Below are 21,623 nucleotides of genomic sequence, written 5' to 3' on the forward strand. Positions count from 1 at the left end.
TCGCGTCCGAACCCATGACCTGCCCGGACGCGACGAACACCACCCGTCGACGCCCGGAGAGTTCACGACGGTGACCGGTTCGTTCACCTCCGTTCCGACTCAGAACGCCCACCACGCCGACACCACCACAGAGCGTTGCGTTCCGGAGTTATGTGATGACCCAGCGATAGCATCCGACTTGTGAGTGAATCAGAGCAACGGACGACCGGTGACGCGAAGGCGCTGGCGACGGAGGCGGCCAAGGAGCTGCTCACCCGGGCCGGCGCCGACAGTTTCGACGCCCTGGTGGTACTCGGCTCCGGCTGGACCGGGGCGGTCGACACCCTGGGTTCGGCGGACATCGAGTTCGACGCCGTCGAACTACCCGGGTTCGTGGAACCCACCGCCGGAGGACACAGCGGACGCGTCCGCAGCATGTGGGTGGGCGACAAGCGCGTCGTCGCGTTCATGGGACGAGTCCACACGTACGAGGGGTACGACGCGATGACGGTCGCGCACGCCGTGCGCACCGGAATCGCCGCCGGTGCCGAGGTGGCCGTACTCACCGGGTCATCCGGTTCCCTGCGCACCGACTTCGCGCCCGGGCAACCGGTGATCCTGCGCGACCACATCAACCTGACCGGGCGGTCACCCCTGGTGGGTCCCGACTTCGTGGACATGAGCGCGGCCTACAGCACGCGACTGCGCGAGATCACCCGCGAAGTGGACGCGTCGCTGCCCGAAGGCGTGTACGTGGCGACTTCGGGCCCGCAGCTACAGACCCCGGCCGAACTCAAGATCCTGCACCAGGCGGGCGCGGACGTGGTGGGGCGGTCGATCGCCCTGGAGGCCATCGCGGCCGTGGAGATGGGCGCCGAGGTCCTCGGGCTGACCATCGTCAGCAACGACGCGGCCGGAGCGGTGTTCGAGCCGTTCGAGGAGGAGAGGGCGCTGGAGATCGTCGAGCGGCGTTCCCACCGCCTCGGCGAACTCATCAACCGCGTCCTGGTGTCCTTCTGATCCCGCTGAACACGAGGCGCAAAACGAGAGGGACCGGTCGTGACCGGTCCCTCTCGTTTTGCGCCTCGTACCAGAGGTGGGGTTCAGGGCACCTCCGACCGGAACCGACGTGGTCGGTACCGGCGTGGCGAGCGTACACCCCGAGGCCATGGGGTGGACGGTACCGACCCTGGTTCCGGTCGGAGGTGGTGCTTTCCCCGGTGTGCCGCCGCGCGGGATCCCCGCAGACCCCGTTGGACTCGCGACGGGCGACACCTCTTACTTCCCGTTATTCAGTTGAACCGCGCGCGTGCCCTGGGAAGAAGGTCCGGGTGGGCGACCATCCGCGCGAAGTCCACCCACCCGGAACACTCTCCCTTAGGCATGCCTAACCTAACCAGAACTTCCAGGGGCGCGTCAACCCCGAAATCGACAAAGACGGAACCCGGCCGCCCGCCGAGCGGGGACCGGGTTCGATCCGGGGAAAGCCTGACTCAGGTCAGCAGCAGGACCGCCACGAACTGCACCACGGCGGCCACCCCGACCACGATCACCTCCAGGGGGACCATCGTCTGCGGTCGGTCCTCGGCGCCCAACGCGGCGGGGCCCTCCTCGGCGACCACCTTGATGGGTCCGGGCAGCGGACGCGCCTTGTACCGCTCGGCGTCCTGACGCAGGTCCCGCGCGACCAGTTCCACCGGGCGCATCTTGGTGGGATCCTCGTCCTCGCCCGGGTCCAGGTATCCGGAGTCCCGACGCAGGTTCTCCCTGACCTTGGCCCGTTTGGTCTCCCGCAGCGGCCAGGAACGGAACTCGCCCTCGGGCGTGTGCACCCGCAGAACGTCCACGACGTCCACCCACACCACGGACGCCCAGGGCACGAACGTCTCCCGGAACGGATTGACCATCCTGATCCCCCGGGGGGTGGAGACCACCCTGGGGCGCAGCCAGGCCAGGTAGACGCACGCGACGGTCAGCAGCAGCACCGAACCGGCGATCCAGGCCGTCCGGTCGCTGCCCCGCAGCACCAGGTCGACCAACAGCAGGGTCGCTATGACGATCCACACGATCGCCATCACCCGGGAGGAGGTGGACGCGTGGGTGACGGTGGTGCCCTGGGCGTCGTCCCTACCGGATGTCATCAGTTCGTCGCCCACTTCAGCTGCGCGAACCCCGGCTTGATGATCCCGTTGATCAGCGACAATCGCTCGTCGAAGGGCAGGAACGCCGACTTCATGGCGTTGACCGTGAACCACTGCAGGTCGTCCCAGCCGTAGCCGAACGCCTCGCTGAGCTTGGCGAACTCCTCCGACAGGGTGACGCCGCTCTGGAGACGGTTGTCGGTGTTGACGGTGACCCGGAAGCGCAGGTCGCGCAGCAGCCCGATCGGGTGTTCGGCGATGGACTCGGCGGCACCGGTCTGGATGTTGGAACTCGGGCACATCTCCAACGGCACCCGCTTGTCGCGCACGTACTGGGCCAACCGGCCCAGGCGCGGGGCGCCGTTCTCCTCGACGGTGATGTCGTCGATGATGCGCACGCCATGGCCGAGACGGTCACAGCCGCACCACTGGAGTGCCTCCCAGATGGAGGGCAACCCGAACGCCTCACCGGCGTGGATGGTGAAGTGGAAGTTCTCCCGGCGCAGGTACTCGAACGCGTCCAGGTGGCGGGTGGGCGGGTTGCCGGCCTCCGCGCCCGCGATGTCGAAACCGGACACGCCGTGGTCGCGGTAGCGGACCGCCAACTCGGCGATCTCCGAGGAGCGCGCCGCGTGCCGCATCGCGGTCACCAGCTGCCCGGTACGGATGTCGTTCCCGGCGTCGGCCGCACGCTTGCGTCCCAGCTCCAGTCCCTCCTGGACGGCCTCGACGACCTCCTCCAGGCTGAGCCCGGCATCCAGGTGCTGCTCGGGAGCGTAGCGCTGCTCGGCGTAGACCACGCCGTCTGCGGCCAGGTCCTCGGCCGCCTCCGCGGCGACCCGCACCAGGGACTCACGGGTCTGCATGACCGCCGTGGTGTGGGCGAAGGTCTCCAGGTACCGTTCCAGCGAGCCGGAGTCGGAGGCCTCCCGGAACCAGTGGCCCAGTTCCTCCGCGTCGTAGGTGGGCAGTCCCTTGTAACCCGTCTCACGGGCCAGTTCCACCACCGTGGACGGACGAAGACCGCCATCGAGGTGGTCGTGGAGGAGCACCTTCGGCGCCCTCCGGATCTGTTCGACAGTCAGTGGCTGATTCATCTCATCAGGATGCCACCGGGAGGTGAGCGCACCCGACGGGGCGGCACGAAGTTGCCGAGAATCCGGCAGAAGCCACTGATCGGGTACTTGTCAGGCGAGCGCCTCTCGGTCCACGCGCACGCCCTCGCGGGTGATGTCCCACAGCGCGGTGAGCGCGGTGGTGACCATGAAGCGGGTGCCCACGCCGATGGCGCGCTCGTCCACGTCGAAGGTGCCCCGGTGCAGATCGAGCATGGGACCGTCCCAGTCCGGGGAGTGGGTGCCCAGCCGGGCCAGCGCACCGGGAGCGTGCTCCAGGTACCAGGCGAAGTCCTCCCCGCCCAGGCTCTGCGCGGTGGGTGCGACCGCGTCGGAGCCCAATGCCAGGGTGACGGCCTCGCGCATGATGTCGACGCTGCCGGCCTCGTTGATGGTGGGCGGCACCCCGCGACGGTAGGTGACCTCGGCGTCGGCTCCGTAGGCGGACGTCACCGACTCCACCAACCCCTTGACGATGTCGGGGGCCTGGTGCCAGGCCTCGTCGTCCAGGCAGCGCACGGTGCCCTCGGCCACGGCGTCGTCGGGGATGACGTTGGGGGCCGAACCGGCGCTGATGCGACCCCAGACCAGGCTGAACCCGGCCCGTGGGTCGATGCGTCGGGACAGCACCGCGGGAAGTTCGGTGACCACCTTGCCCAGGGCGTAGACCAGGTCGGAGGTCAGGTGCGGACGGGCGGTGTGGCCGCCCGGTCCGGACAGACGGACCAGGAGTTGGTCGCAGGCGGCGGTGATGCCGCCGGTGCGCAGTCCCACCCTGCCGACCGTCAGACGGGGGTCGCAGTGCAGGGCGAAGACGCGCTGTACGTCCTCCATCCCGCCGGCGTTGACCACCTCCACCGCTCCGCCGGGCAGTTCCTCGGCCGGCTGGAAGAGGAGCCGCACCCGGCCCGGCAACGCACCCGCACGGGCCTGCTGGGCGAGGAAGATCCCCGTGGCCAGCAGGACCGTGGTGTGCACGTCGTGTCCGCAGGCGTGCGCGGCGCCCGGGACGGTGGAGCGGTAGGGGACGTCCTTCTCGTCCGCCAAGGGGAGGGCGTCGATGTCGGCGCGAAGGGCGACCAGGGGGCCGGGGCCCTCACCGACGTCACAGATCAGACCGGTGCCCTGGGGCAGTTCCTTGGGTTCCAGACCGACCGCGCGGAGACGTTCGGCGAGACGACCCGTGGTGCGGTGCTCGGCGAACGCGAGCTCCGGGTGCATGTGCAGGTCCCGGCGGAAACCCGTGAGCTCCCGTTCATGGCGCGCCAGAAAAGCGGTCAACTGTTCCGGCAGGTCACGTCCCCGCATGGAGGGTCCCCTCTACTACTTCACACGTCGTTATCGTGCGCCGGCTCCGTCACCGACGCCGACCGTGGCACGGGTGGGGTCCGCGTCGAACTCACCGGCGAGCAGGTCCACGACGTCCTGGAGCGAGCCTCCCTGGGAGACGACCGCACGCTGGCGTTCGTAGGAGGCGCCCTTGTCCAGGATCTCGGAGATCAGGTCCAGGTCCTCCGCGCAGCCCAGGCGGGCGGCGACCGGGGTCAACTCGCGGACCAGCTCGTACAGGTCGTCCCGGATCGGAACGGTGGTTCCGTACGAGTCCGTGATGACACGAGCATCGAGTCCGTAACGGGTGGCCCGCCACTTGTTGTCGTTCACCACCCAGGACGGCGGGCTGGGCAATCCGTACCCGCGGTCGAGCTGGTGATCGAACAACTCCACCAGGCTCTGGGAGAGAGCGGCGGCCATTCCCACCTCGCGCAAGGTGGGAATCCCGTCGAACATCCGGATCTCGATGGTGCCGAAGTCCGGGTGTGGACGGATGTCCCACCACACTTCCTTGATAGAGGCGATGGTACCTGCCTTGAGAAGGGTTTCGAGGTATTCCTCGAAAGCCGGCCAACCAGGGAGGTTGGGCGGCGGACCGGACGTGGGGAGGGCACCGAAGACAATGGACCGAGCGGAGGCCAGTCCCGTGTCATATCCGCCCCAGAATGGGGACGAAGCACTCAAAGCCAGAAAATGGGGGATGTACTTCGCGAGCGCGTTCACGATCGGAATGGCCTTCTCCTGGTCGCGCACGCCGACGTGCACATGAACGCCACAGGTGAGGATCCGCCGGGCCAGCCACTGCATCTGCTCCACCAGCTCGCCGTAGCGCTCGCCCGGACTGAGCGACTGGTCCTGCCAGTGGTCCATCGGATGGGTACCCGAACACGTCAGGACGGCGCCACGGGGCTCCAGCACCTCACGCATCCGGCCGACGTTGCGGGCGAGGTCGCGCTTGGCCTCGTCCACCGTTTCGCAGATCCCCGTCACCACCTCGATCTGGGACTGCATGAGTTCGTGGCGCAGCGGGGGTACCGCCGCGTCGGCACTGAGGTCCGGGAGTTCCGCGAGGAGTTCTTGGGCCTCCTGCCGCAGGTGACGACTGTGCCGATCGACGATCTGGAGTTCCCACTCCACTCCTAACGTCGCACGCTCGGATGACTTGAATGCGATTCCCATCTGCCCTCCGCAAGGTGTGGACGGCCCTCGGCCGTCTCACCGCTCAGCCCGGCGCACCGATCGACCGGGACACGGGAGGACTACCCGCGGTAAGCGTCGCGCATACGGACTTCAGGGCCAATAAACGGAGGAAATCACCCGATGGAATCCTTTTTCACGGACTCTCCATCCCGACCGCGTCGCATTACCGAAGCCGCCCCGATCGCGGTGGCGCCCGCCCCCATCAGTGACAATCCATAGGCGAGGGTCCGGCGGGCCCATCTACGCTCGGCCAGTTCCTTCTCGTTCGGGCGCAGCACCGGGGTCGGTCGTGTCCAGTCCACCCCGGTCTCGTCCGGGCTCGGCAACGAACCCGTGTACGGCGGCGGTATCGGCAGCCAGGTCGCCGTCCATGCGGCGCTGAACATCACCACGCGCATGACCAGGTTGATCCAGACCAACAACCCCACCAGGACCGCGAAGGACGCGTACACCGGGTTGGAGAGCGTTCCCGCCAGCAACGTCGCCGCCAGGGTCTTGAGCACCTCGAACCCGATCGCGCCCAGCAGGGCACCCCGCCACATCATCCGGGTAGGCCGCCCCGTCCCCGACAACAGCGTGAACACCAGCAGGAACAGGCACGTGTTCACGGCGATGGCGATCACCAGCGCCAAGGCCCGCAGCAGGAGGTTGGCCGGCAACGACGCGTCCAGCTCCACCAGGGACAGCAGCCGGACCGTCGCGGTCTGCATGACGCCGGTGAAGGCCACCGTGAACAGCAACGCCATGCCGAGCCCGAGCATCACCAGCAGATCGCCCAGCTTGCGCAACACGGCGTTGGGGCCCTGTTTGACGCTCTTCAGCCAGATCGAGTGCAGCGCCTCGCGCAACGCCGCGACCGAGTTCAGCCCCGCGTACAGCAGACCGAGCGCGCCGATCACACTCGCGCCCACACGGGCGTCCGCGATCTGGTCCATGGGCAGCTGCCGAGACAGCCCCGGCAGCACCTCGTCGAGCGCGCCCTCCAGGTAGTGGGTGAGCTCCACCTGACGGGCCGCCAGGAAACCCACGACCGCGAAGGCCAACGCCAACAGCGGGAAGAAGGACAGGAACGCGAAGTAGGTGACCGCGCCGGCCAACTGGTTGCCGTTGCGGTCCGTGTAACGCTCGTTGGCGCGCACCAGGTGGTCGAAGGCCGGAGAACGGTGCCGCAGCCCCCAGTAGGCGTCCATCGCCATGTTCCGGTAGCGACCGGCCATGTCCTTGGCCCGGTCCAAGACGCCGACCATCGTCCTCCCCGCTTGTTCTGGGCCTCCGCCGGCGCTTCGGCGTGTTCGGGCGGCCGAACGGACACCCCCGTGGTCCCCGATGGATCCGCAACCCTAGCCTTGCCCGAGCCGGCAGGGGAAAACCCCACGCCCGAGCGGTACCGAACGCACGGCAGACTTGGAACCTGGATCGGCGGAGGCGACGGAGGTCAGGACGTGGGTTTCACCGGGGCGCGGTTGCGCGCGGTGTTGGGTGCGGGCGAGGGCGGCCCGGTCGGGACGTGGCCGGAGGCCGCGCCCGGACCCACCGCGCTGACGGCCGGGTTCGTGAAGTGGTTCGGCGTCGAACCCTCCGGGCTCTGGCACGCGCCGGGACGTGTGGCGTTGTTGGGCGAGCACAACGCCGCCGCCGGGGGGCCCGCACTGTTCGCCGCACTTCCGTGGGGGATCACCGCGGCGATCGACGTCTCCGACGACGGACGCACGCGAACGGCGACGCCGAACGGCCCGCTGAGCGATCGACACCGGGCCGCACGTGAGGTGGCGGCCGTCGCGGCGTCCGCACGCGCCTGCGGCCGGCTGGGCGACGGGCAGGGGATCAGGGTGGTGTTCGGCGCGGATCTGCCCGCGCACGCCTCCCTCGGACACTCCGCGGCGCTGGGCGCGGCCGTGACCCTCGCGCTGGCGGACCTGTCCGGGTCCGACCTGCCCGAGGAGGTACCGGTCTCCAGGCGCGTGTGCTTGGAGGCCGAGGCCGGCCGGGTCGTCCGGGTGAACCAGGGCAGCGGCCGCACCGCGCTCTTCCCCTTCGACCTGGCCGCGGCCGATCTGCGCCTGGTCGTCGTCGACACCGGCGCGCTCCCCCGGCGCGACCTCAGGCCGGTCCGCGCGGCCGAACTGTCCCGGGCCCAGGAACTCCTGGGTCCGCTCCGGGCGATCCAGGACCTGAGAGCGGCCCTGCGCCGGCTCCAGAACCCCGTGCTGCGCGACCGGGTGGAGTTCGCCGTCACCGAGACGCACCGGCTCAACGCGGCGGTCGGGCTGCTGCGGACCGACCGCTTCGGCGAGGTCGGTCCGATCCTGTCCTCGTCCCACCTGTCCCTGCGCAAGTTCGACCTGCCGCTGCCTGCGGCGGAGGTGGCCGTGGAGGCCGCCGCGCTCGCGGGCGCCCGCGGTGCCCGGGTGACCGGTTGGGCGGGAACCTGCTTCGCCTTGGTCCCGTCCGAGCGGGTGGCGGACGTCACCCACGGAGTGCTCGAAGCGTTCCGCCGCCGAGGCCGTCCCGAGCCCCGCGTAAGGGTGGCCCTGCCTTCGGGGGGCGCTCGCAGGGTGGCCTGACCGCGACCTCCGGGAGAGGCCGTCTCCTCCGTCCATCCTTGACCGGGATCGAAGCGAACCGGAATACCCTGTCAGCGATCACAAGGGACATAGGACATCAAGAGCGACACACGGCGCGGACCAGATAGGCGAACCCATGGCTGACCGACGACATCGGGGGGAACCCGGCTCGACCGGCGAACACGACAGGGGTGGCGTCTTCCGACGTGCCGGCGACCCCGAAAAGCCGGACGCTTTCGAGAAGCTCTACCGCTCGCGCGAGTCCGAGCAGCGCGTGGTGGGCGAGACCCGTCGCCTTCCCCCCGCCGACCAGGTGCCCCCGCACCGCCCTCGCAAGAGACGCACCCACAGCGGCGGACGCGAGTACGACGGCCGCGGCATCCAGCGTCGCGCGAAGGAGCAGCGCAAGAAGCGCTTGCGCAACACCCTGGTCGTCCTGTTGGTCCTGCTGCTGGTGGTGCCCGGAGGCTTCTACCTGTGGGCGAACTCGCGGCTGGAGCGTGTGGAGGCCTTGCAGGACTACGAGGGCCGTCCGGACAGCGCTCGCGGCACCACGTACATGATCGTGGGCTCCGACAGCCGAGAGGGCATGGACGAGGAACAGATGCGGGAGTTGGCCACCGGCAACGCCGAGGGCCGCCGCACCGACACCATCATGATCCTGTACGTGCCGCGCGACGGCGAACCCACGATCGTGAGCGTGCCCCGCGACTCCTACGTCCCGATGCCCATCCCCGGCTACGCGGACAACAAGATCAACACGGCCTTCGCCGACTCGGTGTGCGGCGCCGACGAGGAGGGCGAGGAGGTCTGCGGTGGTCCCGCTCCCCTGGTCCAGGCCTTCGAACAGGCCTCGAACGTGCGGATCGACCACTACGTCGAGATCGGCATGGGCGGCTTCGTCGACCTGGTCGACGCCGTAGGCGGCGTGGAGCTGTGCCCCGAGGAACCGATGGCGGACCCGAAGGCGGGCCTCGACATCGAGGCGGGCTGCCAGGAGATGGACGGCGGCACCGCGCTGGGTTACGTCCGTACCCGAGCCACCCCCCGTGCCGACCTGGACCGGATCCAGCGTCAGCGCGAGTTCTTCTCGGCGTTGATCCAGGAGGCCAGTGCCCCCTCCACGATCTTCAACCCCTTCCAGTCCGTCCCCCTGGTGCTCGCCGGCACCGACACGTTCATGGTCGACGAGGGCGACAAGCTGCGTCATCTGGCGACGATGCTGCTGGCGATGCGTGGCGGCACCCAGACCACGGCGGTACCGGTCGGTGAGACCCCCACCCTGGACGGCGTGGGTTCGGTCGTGCTGTGGGACGAGAGCCGGTCGCAGCTGATGTTCGACGCCATGAACGAGGGCGAGCCGATCCCCGAGGAGGCCATGCAGGACTGAGCCGGATCGGCGACATCGTCGCGTCCTCGCGCCCGGCCCCGTCACCGTCGTGGCAATCCCCCGATTCCACGGCCGGTACGGGGCCGGTGCGCGTCCGGGGCAGTACGGCGGAAAACCCGTTCGGGGTTTCGGGGTTCGGGGGTTTGTGGAGAAAGTCGAAGGGCCCGTCACCGGAGTGACGGGCCCTTCTTCGTGACGTTCCGTACTGTGCGCGCCTACCCCCCAGCGGGCGCACGGCCGGCACGTCGGCTCGTGGTGGCCGAGGGGCGCGAAACCCGCTCTGGCCTGCCGATTCTCACCGGCGTGTCTCCACCATAAGTCAAAGTTCACCAAAGGTGCGAATCGTATGTACGTGTCATACGTCGCACTAGGGCCGGGAACTCCCTCTCGACACCATCATCTTCCCACCACCGACGCTTCCATGGGGTCCGAACAGAGGAAACACGCCGGGTGAGTTCATCGATTGCGCGAACTCGAAACCCCATGAAAACGGCATTTCATCGCGTATCGACCCGGCTTCCCGAGCCCGCGCTCACGACCGACCCCGGAGACGACGAGGCCCGGGTGTCCCCTGGGGGCCACCCGGGCGTGAGCGGTGTCTCAGCGTGGGCGCCGGCTCAAGACGCCCTCGTGAGGAACCCTCCGCTCCTGCCTAGCCGAGACGCTTGCTCAGGTTCTCGTCCAGCGCGGCGAGGAACTGCTCGGTGGTCAGCCACTCCTGCTCGGAGCCGACCAGCAGAGCGAGGTCCTTGGTCATCTGGCCACCCTCGACGGTCTTGACGACGACGTCCTCGAGGGTGTTGGCGAACTCGATGACCTTCGGGGTGTTGTCCAGCTTGCCCCGGTGCTCCAGACCGCGGGTCCACGCGAAGATGGAGGCGATCGGGTTGGTCGAGGTGGGCTTGCCCTGCTGGTGCTGACGGTAGTGACGGGTCACGGTGCCGTGGGCGGCCTCGGCCTCGACGGTACGGCCGTCCGCGGTGCGCAGCACCGAGGTCATCAGGCCGAGCGAGCCGTAGCCCTGGGCGACGGTGTCGGACTGGACGTCACCGTCGTAGTTCTTGCACGCCCAGACGTAGCCGCCCTCCCACTTGAGCGCGGCCGCGACCATGTCGTCGATCAGACGGTGCTCGTAGCTGATGCCCGCGGCGGCGAACTTGTCCTTGAACTCCGTCTCGAAGACCTCCTCGAACACGTCCTTGAACATGCCGTCGTAGGCCTTGAGGATGGTGTTCTTGGTGGACAGGTAGACCGGGTAGTTGCGGTCCAGGCCGTAGTTGAGGCTGGCGCGCGCGAAGTCCTCGATGGACTTGCGGTAGTTGTACATGCCCATCGCGACACCGCCCGCCTCGGGGAAGTTCGCGACGTCGAACTCGACCGGCTGGCTGCCGTCGGCCGGGGTGTAGGTCATGGTGACCGTGCCGGGGCCGGGCACCTTGAAGTCGGTGGCCTTGTACTGGTCGCCGTGGGCGTGACGGCCGATGATGACCGGCTTGGTCCAGCCCGGCACCAGCCGCGGCACGTTCTCGCAGATGATGGGCTCGCGGAAGACGACGCCGCCGAGGATGTTGCGGATGGTGCCGTTGGGCGACCGCCACATCTTCTTCAGGCCGAACTCCTCGACCCGGGCCTCGTCCGGCGTGATGGTGGCGCACTTGACGCCGACACCGTGCTCCTTGATGGCGTTGGCCGCGTCGACGGTGATCTGGTCGTCGGTACGGTCACGCTCCTCGATGCCCAGGTCGTAGTACTTCAGGTCGACGTCGAGGTACGGCAGGATCAGACGGTCCTTGATGAAGGACCAGATGATCCGGGTCATCTCGTCGCCGTCGAGCTCGACTACGGGGTTCTCGACCTTGATCTTGGCCATGGCTGTGTGGCTGTCCCTTCAGTCTTCGCTACCGCCTCATGTCGCGCGGGGCCCTCCGTCGGTTCGTGACCGACGTTCGGGCCGACGCGCGCACGGCGATCCCCTGATCCCGCCGGGTGTCCGTGCCACCCGGGGAGGCGGTGCTTTTTCGGTGTCGAGGTATCTCGACATCAAGCTTATTAGACGCTCATGAGGAGAGTTGCGGCGCCACCCAGGCCAACACGATCAGCAGGACCGCGAGGGCCGTCAATGTGGCCAGATCGACCCAACGGCGGCGCACCGCCAGCAGGCCGATCCAGTCCCTGGGCAGGAACAGGCGGAAGGTCGCCGCGAGCAACAGGGCACCGGCGATGATGGCCGGTCCGCGTTTGAAGTAGGCCGCGGCGACGACCACGATCCCCGCCGCCAAGGCGGACAACACGAGGGCGTAGGGCACCTGGGAGAGCCAATACGGCACCTTCTCCCCTGGTGTGTCCTCACCTCCGTCATCGGGGACGTTCCCGTCCGATCCCGCAACCTCAGCCTGCTCCGCGTCGTTCACCGCGTTCCGACCTGTTCGCTTTCCGGGTTTCCTGGCCGCCGCGCGGCTCGTCCTCAAGGTCTCCCCCGGTCGCCGGCACGGACCGGCCACCGGACGGGACGAACGCTGTCCGAAACGGAAAGACGCTCCCCCGTGGCTCATGTTCCTGGCGTTTTCGATCGGCCCCGTTGAGATACGGGTTCCGACACCGGGAGGGACCGCGCCCATTGTAGTCTCCGTCCCCGCCGACACCTCAGGGCTCACGGATACGGACACGGCGCGCTCGGAGAGTGATCACGACCGTTTCCCACTTCCGAGGGGGCCACAAGACCGTATTTCCAGGCCTTATCCCTCTAACTCCCAAGTAAGCGCGTAGAACACGTACCAGTCGGGTAACCCAGCCAGAGATGAGCGCACCGGTGAGCGAGGACCCCCATGAAGCCCACACCACGTGTAGACGGAACCGTCACCCCCCGACAAGCACCCCTCCCACACCGACGCTCGTATCCACATCGACCGCGCACGGCCGGTACTGGAGGAGTCACCTTGGAGGGTCCCTACCTACGGGTCGAGGAAAGCGGAGAGGTGTGTCCGCTCTCCGGTGAGGTCACCACCGTCGGCCGTGGCGAGGGGGCGGATATCCGCCTGGACGACCGCAGCGTCTCCCAGCTGCACGCCGAACTGATCCGCCGCGGACCCTACGTCTACGTGGTGGACCTCGGACTGTCCCGCAACGGCACCCGGGTCAACGGGCGCCCCATCGCCCGCCGCGTCCTGGAGGAAGGAGACGTGGTGAGCTTCGGCATCGCCCGCTGCCGGATCGGCGGTCTGCCCAAGGAACAGCTGAGCCCCGACAAGGTGCTGCGCCGTGGCGCGGCCCCCGAACTCACCCGCCGCGAACTGGACGTGCTCACCGCCCTGTGCAGGCCGGCGCTCTCGGAGGAGGCGTTCGTGGCCCCGGCCACCGCGCGCGACATCGCCGAGGCCCTGGTCGTCACCGAGGCGGCGGTCAAACAGCACCTGCTACGGCTCTACCAGAAGTTCCGTATCCCGGAGGGGCAGAACCGGCGCACCCGCCTGGCCAACGAGGTGGTGGCGCTGGGTCTGGTCCGACCGATGCCGGTCGGCCACGCCCGCCGCGCCGGCTGACGCGACGGGCGGGCCAAAGCGCCGGCGGCGGCGCTAAACGGTAGAAACGGCTTGGCGTTCGGCGGCCTCGACCACGTTGACCAGCAGCATCGCGCGGGTCATCGGGCCCACTCCGCCCGGGTTCGGGGACATGTACCCGGCGACCTCGGGGACGTCGAGGGCGACGTCCCCGACCAGGCCGTCGTCGGTGCGCGAGACACCCACGTCCAGCACCGCGGCACCCGGCTTGACCATGTCCTTGGTGATGAGCCCGGGCACGCCCGCGCCGGCGACGATGACGTCGGCCTTGCGGGTGTGCTCGGCCAGGTCACGGGTGCCCGTGTGGCACAGGGTGACGGTGGCGTTCTCCGATCGGCGGGTCAGCAGCAGGCCGAGGGGGCGGCCCACGGTCACGCCACGGCCCACCACGACGACCTCGGCGCCCTTGATCGGCACCTCGTAGCGGCGCAGCAGCTCCACGATGCCGCGCGGGGTGCACGGCAGCGGGGCCTTCTCCATGAGGACGAGCTTGCCCAGGTTGACCGGCTGGAGGCCGTCGGCGTCCTTGACCGGGTCGATCAGGCCGAGCACCCGGTTCTCGTCGAGTCCCTTGGGCAGCGGCAGCTGCACGATGTAACCGGTACAGGCCGGATCCTCGTTGAGCTCGTGGACGGCCTGCTCCACCTGCTCCTGGGAGGCGTCGGCGGGCAGGTCGCGGCGGATGCTCGCGATGCCCACCTGCGCGCAGTCGCGGTGCTTGCCGCGCACGTAGGAGTGGCTGCCCGGGTCATCACCGACCAGGACGGTGCCCAGCCCGGGGGTGACGCCCTTGGCGTGCAGCTTCGCCACCCGCTCCGTCAGTTCCTCGCGAATGGCCTTCGCGGTGGCCTTTCCGTCCAGAACGATCGCGCTCATGTGTTTCCCCTAGTGGAAGAAGTGGCGGGTGCCGGTGAGGTACATGGTGACCCCCACGGCCTCGGCGGCGGCGATGACCTCGTCGTCGCGCACGGAACCGCCCGGCTGGACGACGGCGCTCACCCCGGCCTCGGTGAGGATCTCCAGGCCGTCCGCGAACGGGAAGAACGCGTCGCTGGCCGCGACCGAACCCTTGACCCGGTCGGCGGCGCGGGTGACCGCCAGGCGCGCGGAGTCGACGCGGTTGACCTGACCCATGCCCACACCGATGGTCGCACCGTCGGTGGCGAGGAGGATCGCGTTGGACTTGACCGCACGCACGGCCTTCCAGGCGAAGGCGAGGTCGGCGAGGATGGCCTCGTCGGCGGGGGTGCCGGTGGCCAGGGTCCAGGTGAAGGGGTCATCGCCCTGGGCGTCGATGACGTCGGTGTCCTGGACCAGCAGGCCGCCACTGATCTGACGGGTCTCCTGACGGGAGCCCCGCGCCGGGTCGGCGACGACCAGCAGGCGGATGTTCTTCTTCTTGGAGAGGGTGGCGACGGCCTCGTCGGTGAACGCGGGGGCGACCACGACCTCGGTGAAGATCTCGGAGATCTGCGCGGCCAACTCGGCGCCGACCTCGCGGTTGGTGGCGATCACACCACCGAACGCGGACACCGGGTCGCAGGCGTGTGCCTTGCGGTGGGCCTCGGCGTTGTCGACGCCCACGGCGATCCCGCAGGGGTTGGCGTGCTTGATGATGGCCACGCACGGCTGTTCGAAGTCGTAGGCGGCGCGCAGGGCGGCGTCGGAGTCGACGTAGTTGTTGTACGACATCGCCTTGCCGTGCAGCTGCTCCGCGCCGGCCAGACCACCGCTCGCACCGGTCTCGGTGTAGAGCGCGGCCTTCTGGTGCGGGTTCTCCCCGTAGCGCAGGGTGTCCTGTCGGCTGTACACCGAAGCGCGGAAGTCCGGCCAACCGGTCTCCGTCGCCTCACCGTCGGGGGCGTAGGTGGAAGCGAACCAGTCGGCGACCGCGGCGTCGTAGGCCGCGGTGTGCTGGAAGGCCTTCCCGGCCAGGGCCTTGCGCCGATCGAGGGTGAACCCGCCGCCACGCACGTCCTCCAGCACCGTGTCGTAGGCGGTCGGGTCGACCACGATCGCCACGCTGGCGTGGTTCTTGGCGGAGGCGCGGACCATGGCGGGGCCACCGATGTCGATCTTCTCGATGCAGTCGGCCTCGGAGGCGCCCGAGGCGACGGTGTCGGAGAAGGGATAGAGGTTGACCACGACCAGGTCGAAGGGGGCGATGCCCAGCTCGTCGATCTTGGCGACGTGCTCGGGGTTGCCCTGGTCGGCGAGCAGTCCGGCGTGGACCGCGGGGTGGAGGGTCTTGACCCGACCCTCCATGATCTCGGGGAAGCCCGTGACGTCCTCGACCGGGGTGACGGCGACACCCGCCTCGGTGAGCTTGGCCGCGGTCGAGCCGGTGGAGACGATCTCCACCCCGGCAGCGGCCAGGCCGGCGCCCAGCTCCGTCAGACCGGTCTTGTCGTACACACTGATCAACGCACGCCTGATGGCCTGTCGGGTCACCGGTTCTCCTCTGTGTCGGTGCGGCCGAACCGCACGTGCCTACCGTCGATGGTCCAGCCCTCGCGGGCGAGCCGGCCGACCGTGTCGACCAGCATGCGCCGCTCCACGACCTTGATCCGTTCGTGGAGGGCGGACTCGTCGTCACCGTCCTCGACGGGCACCGTGAACTGGTCGATGATCGGACCGGAGTCGACGCCCTCGTCGAGGAAGTGGATGGTGGTGCCGGTGATGCGGACACCATGGGCGAGCGCGTCGCGTACCGCGTGCGCGCCGGGAAAGGAGGGGAGCAGGGCCGGGTGGATGTTGACCGCTTGGTGGCGGCCCACCACGGCGGGGCCGAGGATGCGCATGAATCCGGCGGAGACGACCAGGTCGGGCTCGTGCTCGGCGATCCGGTCGGACATGGCGGTGTCCCACTCGGCGCGGTCGGTGTAGGCGCGGAAGGGCACCACGAACGTGGGTACGCCCGCGGCCTCGGCCACCTCCACCCCGCGGGTTCCTTCACGGTCGGCGCCGACGGCGACGATCTCCGCCCCGTAGGCGGGGTCCTTCGCGGCTTCCATCAGGGCGGCCATGTTGCTGCCCGTCCCCGATATGAGAACCACCACTCGCGCGGACAAAGCGTGCTTCTCCCTCATGTGTAGAAGAACGGTGTGGGAACACCGGGTCCCCACTTCCGGGGGCGCCGGGGGACGGCGCAGCATCCGGAAAAATCGCGTACGCCGGGCATGATCGACTGGCATGGGCACAGTCGGCCCGTCCGCGCTCCCACCCTATCGGGCCGGGTAGCGTCTACCCCACGCGGACCTTGAGTTCCCCGCACACACGAAGAGCCCCGCCTCCGTCCCGGCGGAGGCGGTCCACGGCGCCCCACCTGCACCGGCGCCACCGAAGGAGTGAACCTGTGACCGACAACAGCCCGGAGACCCAGGCCGACGACCGTTCCCCGAAGGTCGAGCGAGGCGGCCTGTGGGGTCTGTTCCTGGGCCTGGCGGGCCTGTTGTTCCCGCCCTATAGCGGTGTGCTGTCCGCGATGGGCGTGGTGCAGGGTCTGCGGGCCCGTCGGGCCGCGCGGACCAACGCTTCCGAGGCCCCGGGGGCCCTGTCGAGCATGGTCCTCGGCGTGGTCGGTGTGGTCATCTCCGCGTCGATGCTCTCCGTCCTGTTCGTCTACAACGACCAGGTCACCGAGTACCGGGACTGCGCGGCGCGTGCGCACACGGTCTCCTCGCAGAAAGCGTGCGACGAGGCATGGGAGTCCGGCACCGGCCTTCCCCCGGTGGTCGTCGGAGGGTAGCTCCGGCCTCCCGCATCACGGGGGTGCCCGTTCACGTTCGGTGAGGGGCGGCGGGATGATCCCGCCGCCCCTTTCCTGTGCCCATAGGCCGAACACCCGACTTATCCCCACAGATCTTCCCTGGTCGAACCAGTTTCCGGACACCTTCGACAAGAAAAAGGGTTGTTTCTCAAACCACCAGGCGCACCCAAAGGGATTACACTTAGTATGCAATCGTTTACTAAAAGTGCTGCCATGTCTGCGTGGAGAGGACCCGATGGACACCGACGTCCCCGGATCGTCCGGACCGGAACTGAAGGAGTACACCGCACTGTTGAGGCGCCGGCGGCGCCTCGTGTGCGTCGGCGTGCTCGGCGGCCTGGTCCTCGCCACCGCCGGAGCTCTCGCGGTGCCCTCCACCTACACCTCGGTCGCGTCGGTCCAGGTCCACCCCACCGAGATGGCGGAGTTCACCGGAGAACGATCCGGTCGGCTGACCGGCGAGGTCAACCTCGACAGCGAGGCCCAGATCGTGCTCTCGGAGCGGGTGACCGGAACCACCGCCGAGGAGCTCCCCGGATCACTCACCGCTGAGGACGTGCGCGAGAGCACCGAAGTGACCGTTCCGCCCAACAGCAACATCCTGGAACTGGGCTACTCCGCGGGCAGCCCGGAACTGGCACGCGAGGGCGCCGATTCCCTCGCCGACGCTTACCTGGCGCAGCGGGAAGCCCAGGCCCACGCCGTCATCGAGGGTCGGCTGGAGGCCCTGCGCGCCGAACAACAGGACCGTTACGACGAACTGGCCGAATCGACCGGGGCGGCACCGGGGACCGCCGGTACGGACTCCGACACCGAAGCCCTGCGCCAGGAGATCGCCGACATCGGCAACGGCATCACCCCGCTGAGCGCACTGCGCGAGACGGTCTCCCCCGGCCGGGTCATCACCCCCGCGACCCTTCCCGAGTCGCCCTCCTCACCGATCCTGACTTTGTGGGTCGTCGCGGGAACCGCGCTCGGTCTGCTGGCCGGGCTCTTGGCCGCCGTGATCCGGGACCGGGTGGACCCACGCCTGCGGGACATCGAGGAGACCGAACGGATCGGTGCCCTGCCCGTCCTGCTCGACCTGTCCGACCCCGAGAAGCGCTCCGATCGTTCACCCGGACTGCTCGACGACACCACCCCGGCCGGGCAGCGGGCCAACGAGTTCGCGCACCTGGTCCGCGCCCGAACGGCAGAGACCGACGGAGCCGCCGAGGCCGGCGAACCCGCCCCTGGGCGGGTGATCGTGGTCACCGGAACCACCCCCGGGCGCGCCGGTACCGTCGCCGCGGTGAACCTTGCCGCCGCGCTGGGCCGCGGCGGCGCCGACACGCTGTTGGTCTGCGCGGACCCGCGCACCGACTCCGCCCGGGAACTCCTCGGGCTGCCCGACGGTCCCGGTCTGGCCGACGTCCTCGCCGATGGAGAGGACCCCGCCGAGTTGGCGACGCAGCCCGCCCACACACCCAGGCTGCGAGTGCTGCGGCATGGGTCCACCGGTGCCGTGGCTCCTCTTCAGGGCGGCGCCGCCGAACTCGTCGACCTGCTGCGTTCGCGCGCGGACTTCGTGGTCGTGGCCACGGCCTCCGCCGGGGAGCGCGCCGACGTCCACGCCCTCGCCGCCTCCGCCGACCTCCTGTTGCCGGTGGTGGAGCTGGGTCTGAGCACGCGCTCGGACCTGACCGACCTGGTCACCGCGGGAACCCGATTCGGAGTGACCGTCCCCGGTTCGATCACGGTTCCGCGCCAACCCGGCCCCGAACCCGTCCCGACGCCGCGCACGCCGCTGCCGCCCGCGCCTCGGCCGCCCAGTGAATCCGAGGCCACCTCCACCCACCGGTCGCACGAGTCGGCGCTGCCGGCCGCCGGTGGGACCGCGTCCGTCGGACCCCGGCGTTGACGGCCCTGGGCGCGGCCTCTCAGGGGGCGCGTTCGGCGAGTGTGACCTGGCAGGCCACCGCACGATCCAGAGCCACCCCGGTGACCGGGTGGCCGCTCATCTGGTTGTTGGTCGGGTACCCGCTGTGGTGGGCACTCGGGATGGGACAGTTCGCCTACTGGCTGTTCGCGGTGCCGATGCTCGCCGAACTTGTGCGCCGGCACCGCACGGTGGGCCTGCGGGTACCGCCGTGGTTCTGGTTGTGGGCCCTGTTCCTGGTGTGGACGGTGCTCGGTTCGGTATTGGTGTCGGTGGAGATGCCCGGGACGGTGCCCGACAGCGGCGGCTACCCCGGCGCGATGCTGCGGGTGATCAACTACCTGGTGCTCACCGTGGTGATGCTCTACGTCGGCAACCTCACCGAACGTGAACTGCCGGTCCGTCTGGTGGCGGGGTCGTTGGCCGTGCTGTGCCTGGTCACCATCGCCGGCGGTTACCTGGGGATGCTCGCGCCGACCTTCGAGTTCATCGCTCCACTGGAATACCTGATGCCGGGCGCCCTGGTGTCCGACCCTTACATGCAGACGCTGATCCACCCCGCGTCGGCACAGGTCATGGACATCTTCGGATACGAGTCGGCCCGCCCGAAGGCCCCTTGGGAGTACACCAACATCTGGGGCTACATGCTCTCCCTGCTGCTGGTGTGGCTGATGGTGGCCTGGGTGGTCCAGGGGGCCGGCTGGGCGCGTTGGGGCGCGCTTCTCGCGACCGCGGTGTCGGTGGCCCCGATCGTGTACTCGCTGAACCGCGCCCTGTGGGCCGGCCTGGTGCTCTCGCTGGCCTTCGGTGCCGCTCAGGCGCTGCGTCGGGGTCGAGTGGTGCTGGTGGGCGCCGGCGTGGTCACCACCATCGCGCTGTTGCTCACGCTGGCGGTGTCCCCGCTGGCGGACGTGGTGCGCGAGCGGGCCGAGAACCCGCACAGCGACGACGGGCGCGCGGCCACCAACGCCGCGGCGGTGGAGGCCGCCGACCTGTCGCCGATCGTGGGTTGGGGCACCACCCGTGAGGGGTTGGGCAGCTCCGACTCGATCGCCATCGGCCCGAGCCCCGAGTGCCCGGGCTGTGGCCAGCACGTGATCGGCAACGCCGGTCAGCTGTGGATGACGCTCATCGCCTCCGGGTGGGTGGGCACGTCCCTGTTCGTGGCGTTCTTCGCGCTGGTGGCCTGGCGGTATCGGGCCGCGATGACCGTGGTCGGGCAGGCCGCCCTGCTCACCGTGCTGCTTCTGTTCTGGTACATGTTCTTCTACGTCGCGCTCATGTCCCCGCTCGCCGTCACCATGATCTCCGTCGCCCTGCTGTGGCGGGTCGAGGAACCGCTGGTGGCCGGGCGTCGGGCGGCGCGGGCCGGGGGTGCCTGGTGAGGGCCGAGACCACCTACCTGACCGACCTGGCCGCCGTACTGTGGCCGTGCGGCGGACTACTCGGGCAGGGAGACGGCAGTGTGCTGCGCATGGCTCCCCGCGACCGGGGCAACCAGTACCTTCCGGTACCCAACGCGAACAACCCGCGGGTGATCCTGCCCGCGGGCAACCGCTCGGTGGCGACCCGGGGCATCACCTCGTTCGCGCAGGGCCACTCCCTCAAGGAGCGGCTGCGCACCCTGGTGCTGGCGGGAGCCTTCGCCACCGGGGTGGCGCCGCTGCTACTGCGCGACCGCCTCTACGTGGGTGCGGGTCCGGGCATCGAACACGCGCTCACCGCCGCGCTCGACCGCGAACTCGCCATCGCCATCCACGTGGGGCCACCGCGCGCCAACCGCAAACCGGTCCTGCTGCTGCTCACTCCGGGCGGGCGGACCGTCGGATACGCCAAGGTCGCCATCAACGAACTCACCGGACGGCTGGTGCGGGCCGAGACCCGGGCGCTGCGTCACCTGGCGGAGAGACCGATGCGGGACGTGACCGTCCCCCGTCTGCTCTACGACGGCGAGTGGAACGGCCAACCCCTGCTGGTGCAGGAAGCCCTGCCCGTCGGTGACCAGACCGACCGGCCCACCCGCCGCCAACTGCTGCGCTGCGTCACCCAGATCGTCTCCCTCGTCCCGATCCGAGAGCGTCGCCTGTCGGCGAGCCCCTACCGGCGTTCCCTGGACGAACGCATCGCCAAGCTGGGTTCGCGCCCGGAGGTCGCGCCCCTGCGCGCCGCGCTGCACCGGCTTCCCGACGTACTACTGCCCTTCGGCGCCTGGCACGGCGACCTGACCCGGTGGAACATCGCCGGTACGGCGCGGCGCGCGTTCGTATGGGACTGGGAACGCCTGGCCATGGACGCGCCCGCCGGGTTCGACGCGCTGCACTACAACCTCAACGAGTGCGTCCAGGCGGGGGTCCATCCGGGGGTGCACCGCTGGTTGGACAGCGGTTCACGACTACTGCGCGACCCCCTCATGGCCGAGCTCGGGTTGCGTCCGCACACGGTGTCCACGGTGATGGCGCTGTACCTGATCGACCTGGCCACCCGCTACCTGCATGACCGACAGGCGGAGAGCGGTGGCCACCTCGCCGCGGTCGACGACTGGTTGCTCCCCGCGTTGGAGGGTCTCCAGGAGAGAGCCGCACACGAAGCCGTCCACGCCGGCTGAGCCGGCACGGTCACACCCCGCTGACACCTTCTTCGACATCCACCTCTCACCGA

18 protein-coding genes are annotated in these 21,623 nt (G+C 69.3%); 8 read left to right on the forward strand and 10 right to left on the reverse strand.

What is annotated here, in order from left to right; translation table 11 throughout:
• The first annotated feature begins 180 nt into the window (after positions 1-180).
• Positions 181-999: a purine-nucleoside phosphorylase gene (locus NLI01S_RS11755; protein WP_067603605.1), complete on the forward strand. Its 819-nt coding sequence runs from the start codon at positions 181-183 to the stop codon at positions 997-999.
• A gap of 473 nt (positions 1,000-1,472) precedes the next feature.
• Here the strand turns inward: NLI01S_RS11755 and NLI01S_RS11760 are convergent, their stop codons facing one another.
• The 5 genes from NLI01S_RS11760 to NLI01S_RS11780 form a co-directional block, all read right to left on the reverse strand.
• Positions 1,473-2,120: a PH domain-containing protein gene (locus tag NLI01S_RS11760; protein WP_067603671.1), complete on the reverse strand. Its 648-nt coding sequence runs from the start codon at positions 2,118-2,120 to the stop codon at positions 1,473-1,475.
• Entirely contained in the window at positions 2,120-3,217 is a 1,098-nt protein-coding gene (locus NLI01S_RS11765; RefSeq protein ID WP_067603607.1) for an adenosine deaminase, read from the reverse strand. The genes NLI01S_RS11760 and NLI01S_RS11765 overlap by 1 nt, the downstream gene beginning before the upstream one ends.
• 90 nt (positions 3,218-3,307) lie before the next feature.
• Positions 3,308-4,543 carry a M20 family metallopeptidase gene (locus NLI01S_RS11770; protein ID WP_067603609.1) on the reverse strand — a complete coding sequence of 412 codons (1,236 nt, stop codon included), beginning with the start codon at positions 4,541-4,543 and terminating at the stop codon, positions 3,308-3,310.
• Positions 4,544-4,573: 30 nt separating this feature from the next.
• On the reverse strand, positions 4,574-5,746 hold the full coding sequence (locus tag NLI01S_RS11775; protein WP_067603611.1) for a glutamate--cysteine ligase: 1,173 nt from the start codon (positions 5,744-5,746) through the stop codon (positions 4,574-4,576).
• 134 nt (positions 5,747-5,880) lie between these two features.
• Complete coding sequence (locus NLI01S_RS11780; RefSeq protein ID WP_067603613.1) at positions 5,881-7,014, reverse strand: YihY/virulence factor BrkB family protein; 1,134 nt, start codon at positions 7,012-7,014, stop codon at positions 5,881-5,883.
• A 195-nt stretch (positions 7,015-7,209) separates the two neighbouring features.
• Between NLI01S_RS11780 and NLI01S_RS11785 the strand changes: the two genes are divergently transcribed.
• Complete coding sequence (locus tag NLI01S_RS11785) at positions 7,210-8,331, forward strand: galactokinase family protein (RefSeq protein WP_067603615.1); 1,122 nt, start codon at positions 7,210-7,212, stop codon at positions 8,329-8,331.
• Between the two features lie 136 nt (positions 8,332-8,467).
• Positions 8,468-9,721, forward strand: a complete 1,254-nt coding sequence (locus tag NLI01S_RS11790; RefSeq protein ID WP_067603617.1) for an LCP family protein — start codon at positions 8,468-8,470, stop codon at positions 9,719-9,721.
• 652 nt (positions 9,722-10,373) lie between these two features.
• Here the strand turns inward: NLI01S_RS11790 and NLI01S_RS11795 are convergent.
• The gene (locus tag NLI01S_RS11795) at positions 10,374-11,591 is read right to left on the reverse strand and encodes an NADP-dependent isocitrate dehydrogenase (protein WP_067603619.1); all 1,218 of its coding nucleotides are present in this window, start codon (positions 11,589-11,591) and stop codon (positions 10,374-10,376) included.
• Between the two features lie 187 nt (positions 11,592-11,778).
• Positions 11,779-12,132 (reverse strand): DUF3017 domain-containing protein, encoded by a 354-nt coding sequence (locus NLI01S_RS11800; protein ID WP_067603627.1) that lies wholly within the window; start codon positions 12,130-12,132, stop codon positions 11,779-11,781.
• Between the two features lie 525 nt (positions 12,133-12,657).
• On the opposite strand from NLI01S_RS11800, the gene NLI01S_RS11805 reads away from it, so the two are divergent.
• The gene (locus NLI01S_RS11805) at positions 12,658-13,260 is read left to right on the forward strand and encodes an FHA domain-containing protein (RefSeq protein WP_067603629.1); all 603 of its coding nucleotides are present in this window, start codon (positions 12,658-12,660) and stop codon (positions 13,258-13,260) included.
• A 33-nt stretch (positions 13,261-13,293) separates the two neighbouring features.
• On the opposite strand, the gene NLI01S_RS11810 is transcribed toward NLI01S_RS11805, so the two are convergent.
• The 3 genes from NLI01S_RS11810 to purN are packed head-to-tail and all read right to left on the reverse strand — an operon-like array spanning position 13,294 to position 16,337.
• Positions 13,294-14,154 (reverse strand): bifunctional methylenetetrahydrofolate dehydrogenase/methenyltetrahydrofolate cyclohydrolase, encoded by an 861-nt coding sequence (locus NLI01S_RS11810; protein ID WP_067603631.1) that lies wholly within the window; start codon positions 14,152-14,154, stop codon positions 13,294-13,296.
• A gap of 9 nt (positions 14,155-14,163) precedes the next feature.
• On the reverse strand, positions 14,164-15,729 hold the full coding sequence (gene purH, locus NLI01S_RS11815; RefSeq protein WP_067603633.1) for a bifunctional phosphoribosylaminoimidazolecarboxamide formyltransferase/IMP cyclohydrolase: 1,566 nt from the start codon (positions 15,727-15,729) through the stop codon (positions 14,164-14,166).
• Positions 15,726-16,337 carry a phosphoribosylglycinamide formyltransferase gene (purN, locus tag NLI01S_RS11820; protein ID WP_067603635.1) on the reverse strand — a complete coding sequence of 204 codons (612 nt, stop codon included), beginning with the start codon at positions 16,335-16,337 and terminating at the stop codon, positions 15,726-15,728. The genes purH and purN overlap by 4 nt, the downstream gene beginning before the upstream one ends.
• Before the next feature lie 296 nt (positions 16,338-16,633).
• Here purN and NLI01S_RS11825 point away from each other — a divergent pair, with 296 nt between their 5' ends.
• The 4 genes from NLI01S_RS11825 (at position 16,634) to NLI01S_RS11840 (ending at position 21,570) form a co-directional block, all read left to right on the forward strand.
• Positions 16,634-17,026: a hypothetical protein gene (locus tag NLI01S_RS11825; protein ID WP_067603637.1), complete on the forward strand. Its 393-nt coding sequence runs from the start codon at positions 16,634-16,636 to the stop codon at positions 17,024-17,026.
• Between the two features lie 256 nt (positions 17,027-17,282).
• Positions 17,283-18,947, forward strand: a complete 1,665-nt coding sequence (locus NLI01S_RS11830) for a chain length determinant family protein (protein WP_067603639.1) — start codon at positions 17,283-17,285, stop codon at positions 18,945-18,947.
• 41 nt (positions 18,948-18,988) lie between these two features.
• Positions 18,989-20,350: a ligase gene (locus NLI01S_RS11835; protein WP_067603641.1), complete on the forward strand. Its 1,362-nt coding sequence runs from the start codon at positions 18,989-18,991 to the stop codon at positions 20,348-20,350.
• Positions 20,347-21,570: a phosphotransferase gene (locus NLI01S_RS11840; protein WP_067603674.1), complete on the forward strand. Its 1,224-nt coding sequence runs from the start codon at positions 20,347-20,349 to the stop codon at positions 21,568-21,570. The genes NLI01S_RS11835 and NLI01S_RS11840 overlap by 4 nt, the downstream gene beginning before the upstream one ends.
• Positions 21,571-21,623 lie beyond the last annotated feature (53 nt).

The sequence above is a fragment of the Nocardiopsis listeri NBRC 13360 genome, assembly GCF_001570765.1.
Lineage (GTDB): Bacteria > Actinomycetota > Actinomycetes > Streptosporangiales > Streptosporangiaceae > Nocardiopsis > Nocardiopsis listeri.

Bases quoted from the DNA above. Each gene is read 5' to 3' on its own strand.
- NLI01S_RS11760 (WP_067603671.1), bottom strand. From the start codon at position 2,120: ATGACATCCGGTAGGGACGACGCCCAGGGCACCACCGTCACCCACGCG.
- NLI01S_RS11765 (WP_067603607.1), bottom strand. From the start codon at position 3,217: ATGAATCAGCCACTGACTGTCGAACAGATCCGGAGGGCGCCGAAGGTG.
- NLI01S_RS11770 (WP_067603609.1), bottom strand. From the start codon at position 4,543: ATGCGGGGACGTGACCTGCCGGAACAGTTGACCGCTTTTCTGGCGCGC.
- NLI01S_RS11775 (WP_067603611.1), bottom strand. From the start codon at position 5,746: ATGGGAATCGCATTCAAGTCATCCGAGCGTGCGACGTTAGGAGTGGAG.
- NLI01S_RS11780 (WP_067603613.1), bottom strand. From the start codon at position 7,014: ATGGTCGGCGTCTTGGACCGGGCCAAGGACATGGCCGGTCGCTACCGG.
- NLI01S_RS11790 (WP_067603617.1), top strand. From the start codon at position 8,468: ATGGCTGACCGACGACATCGGGGGGAACCCGGCTCGACCGGCGAACAC.
- NLI01S_RS11795 (WP_067603619.1), bottom strand. From the start codon at position 11,591: ATGGCCAAGATCAAGGTCGAGAACCCCGTAGTCGAGCTCGACGGCGAC.
- NLI01S_RS11810 (WP_067603631.1), bottom strand. From the start codon at position 14,154: ATGAGCGCGATCGTTCTGGACGGAAAGGCCACCGCGAAGGCCATTCGC.
- NLI01S_RS11830 (WP_067603639.1), top strand. From the start codon at position 17,283: ATGGACACCGACGTCCCCGGATCGTCCGGACCGGAACTGAAGGAGTAC.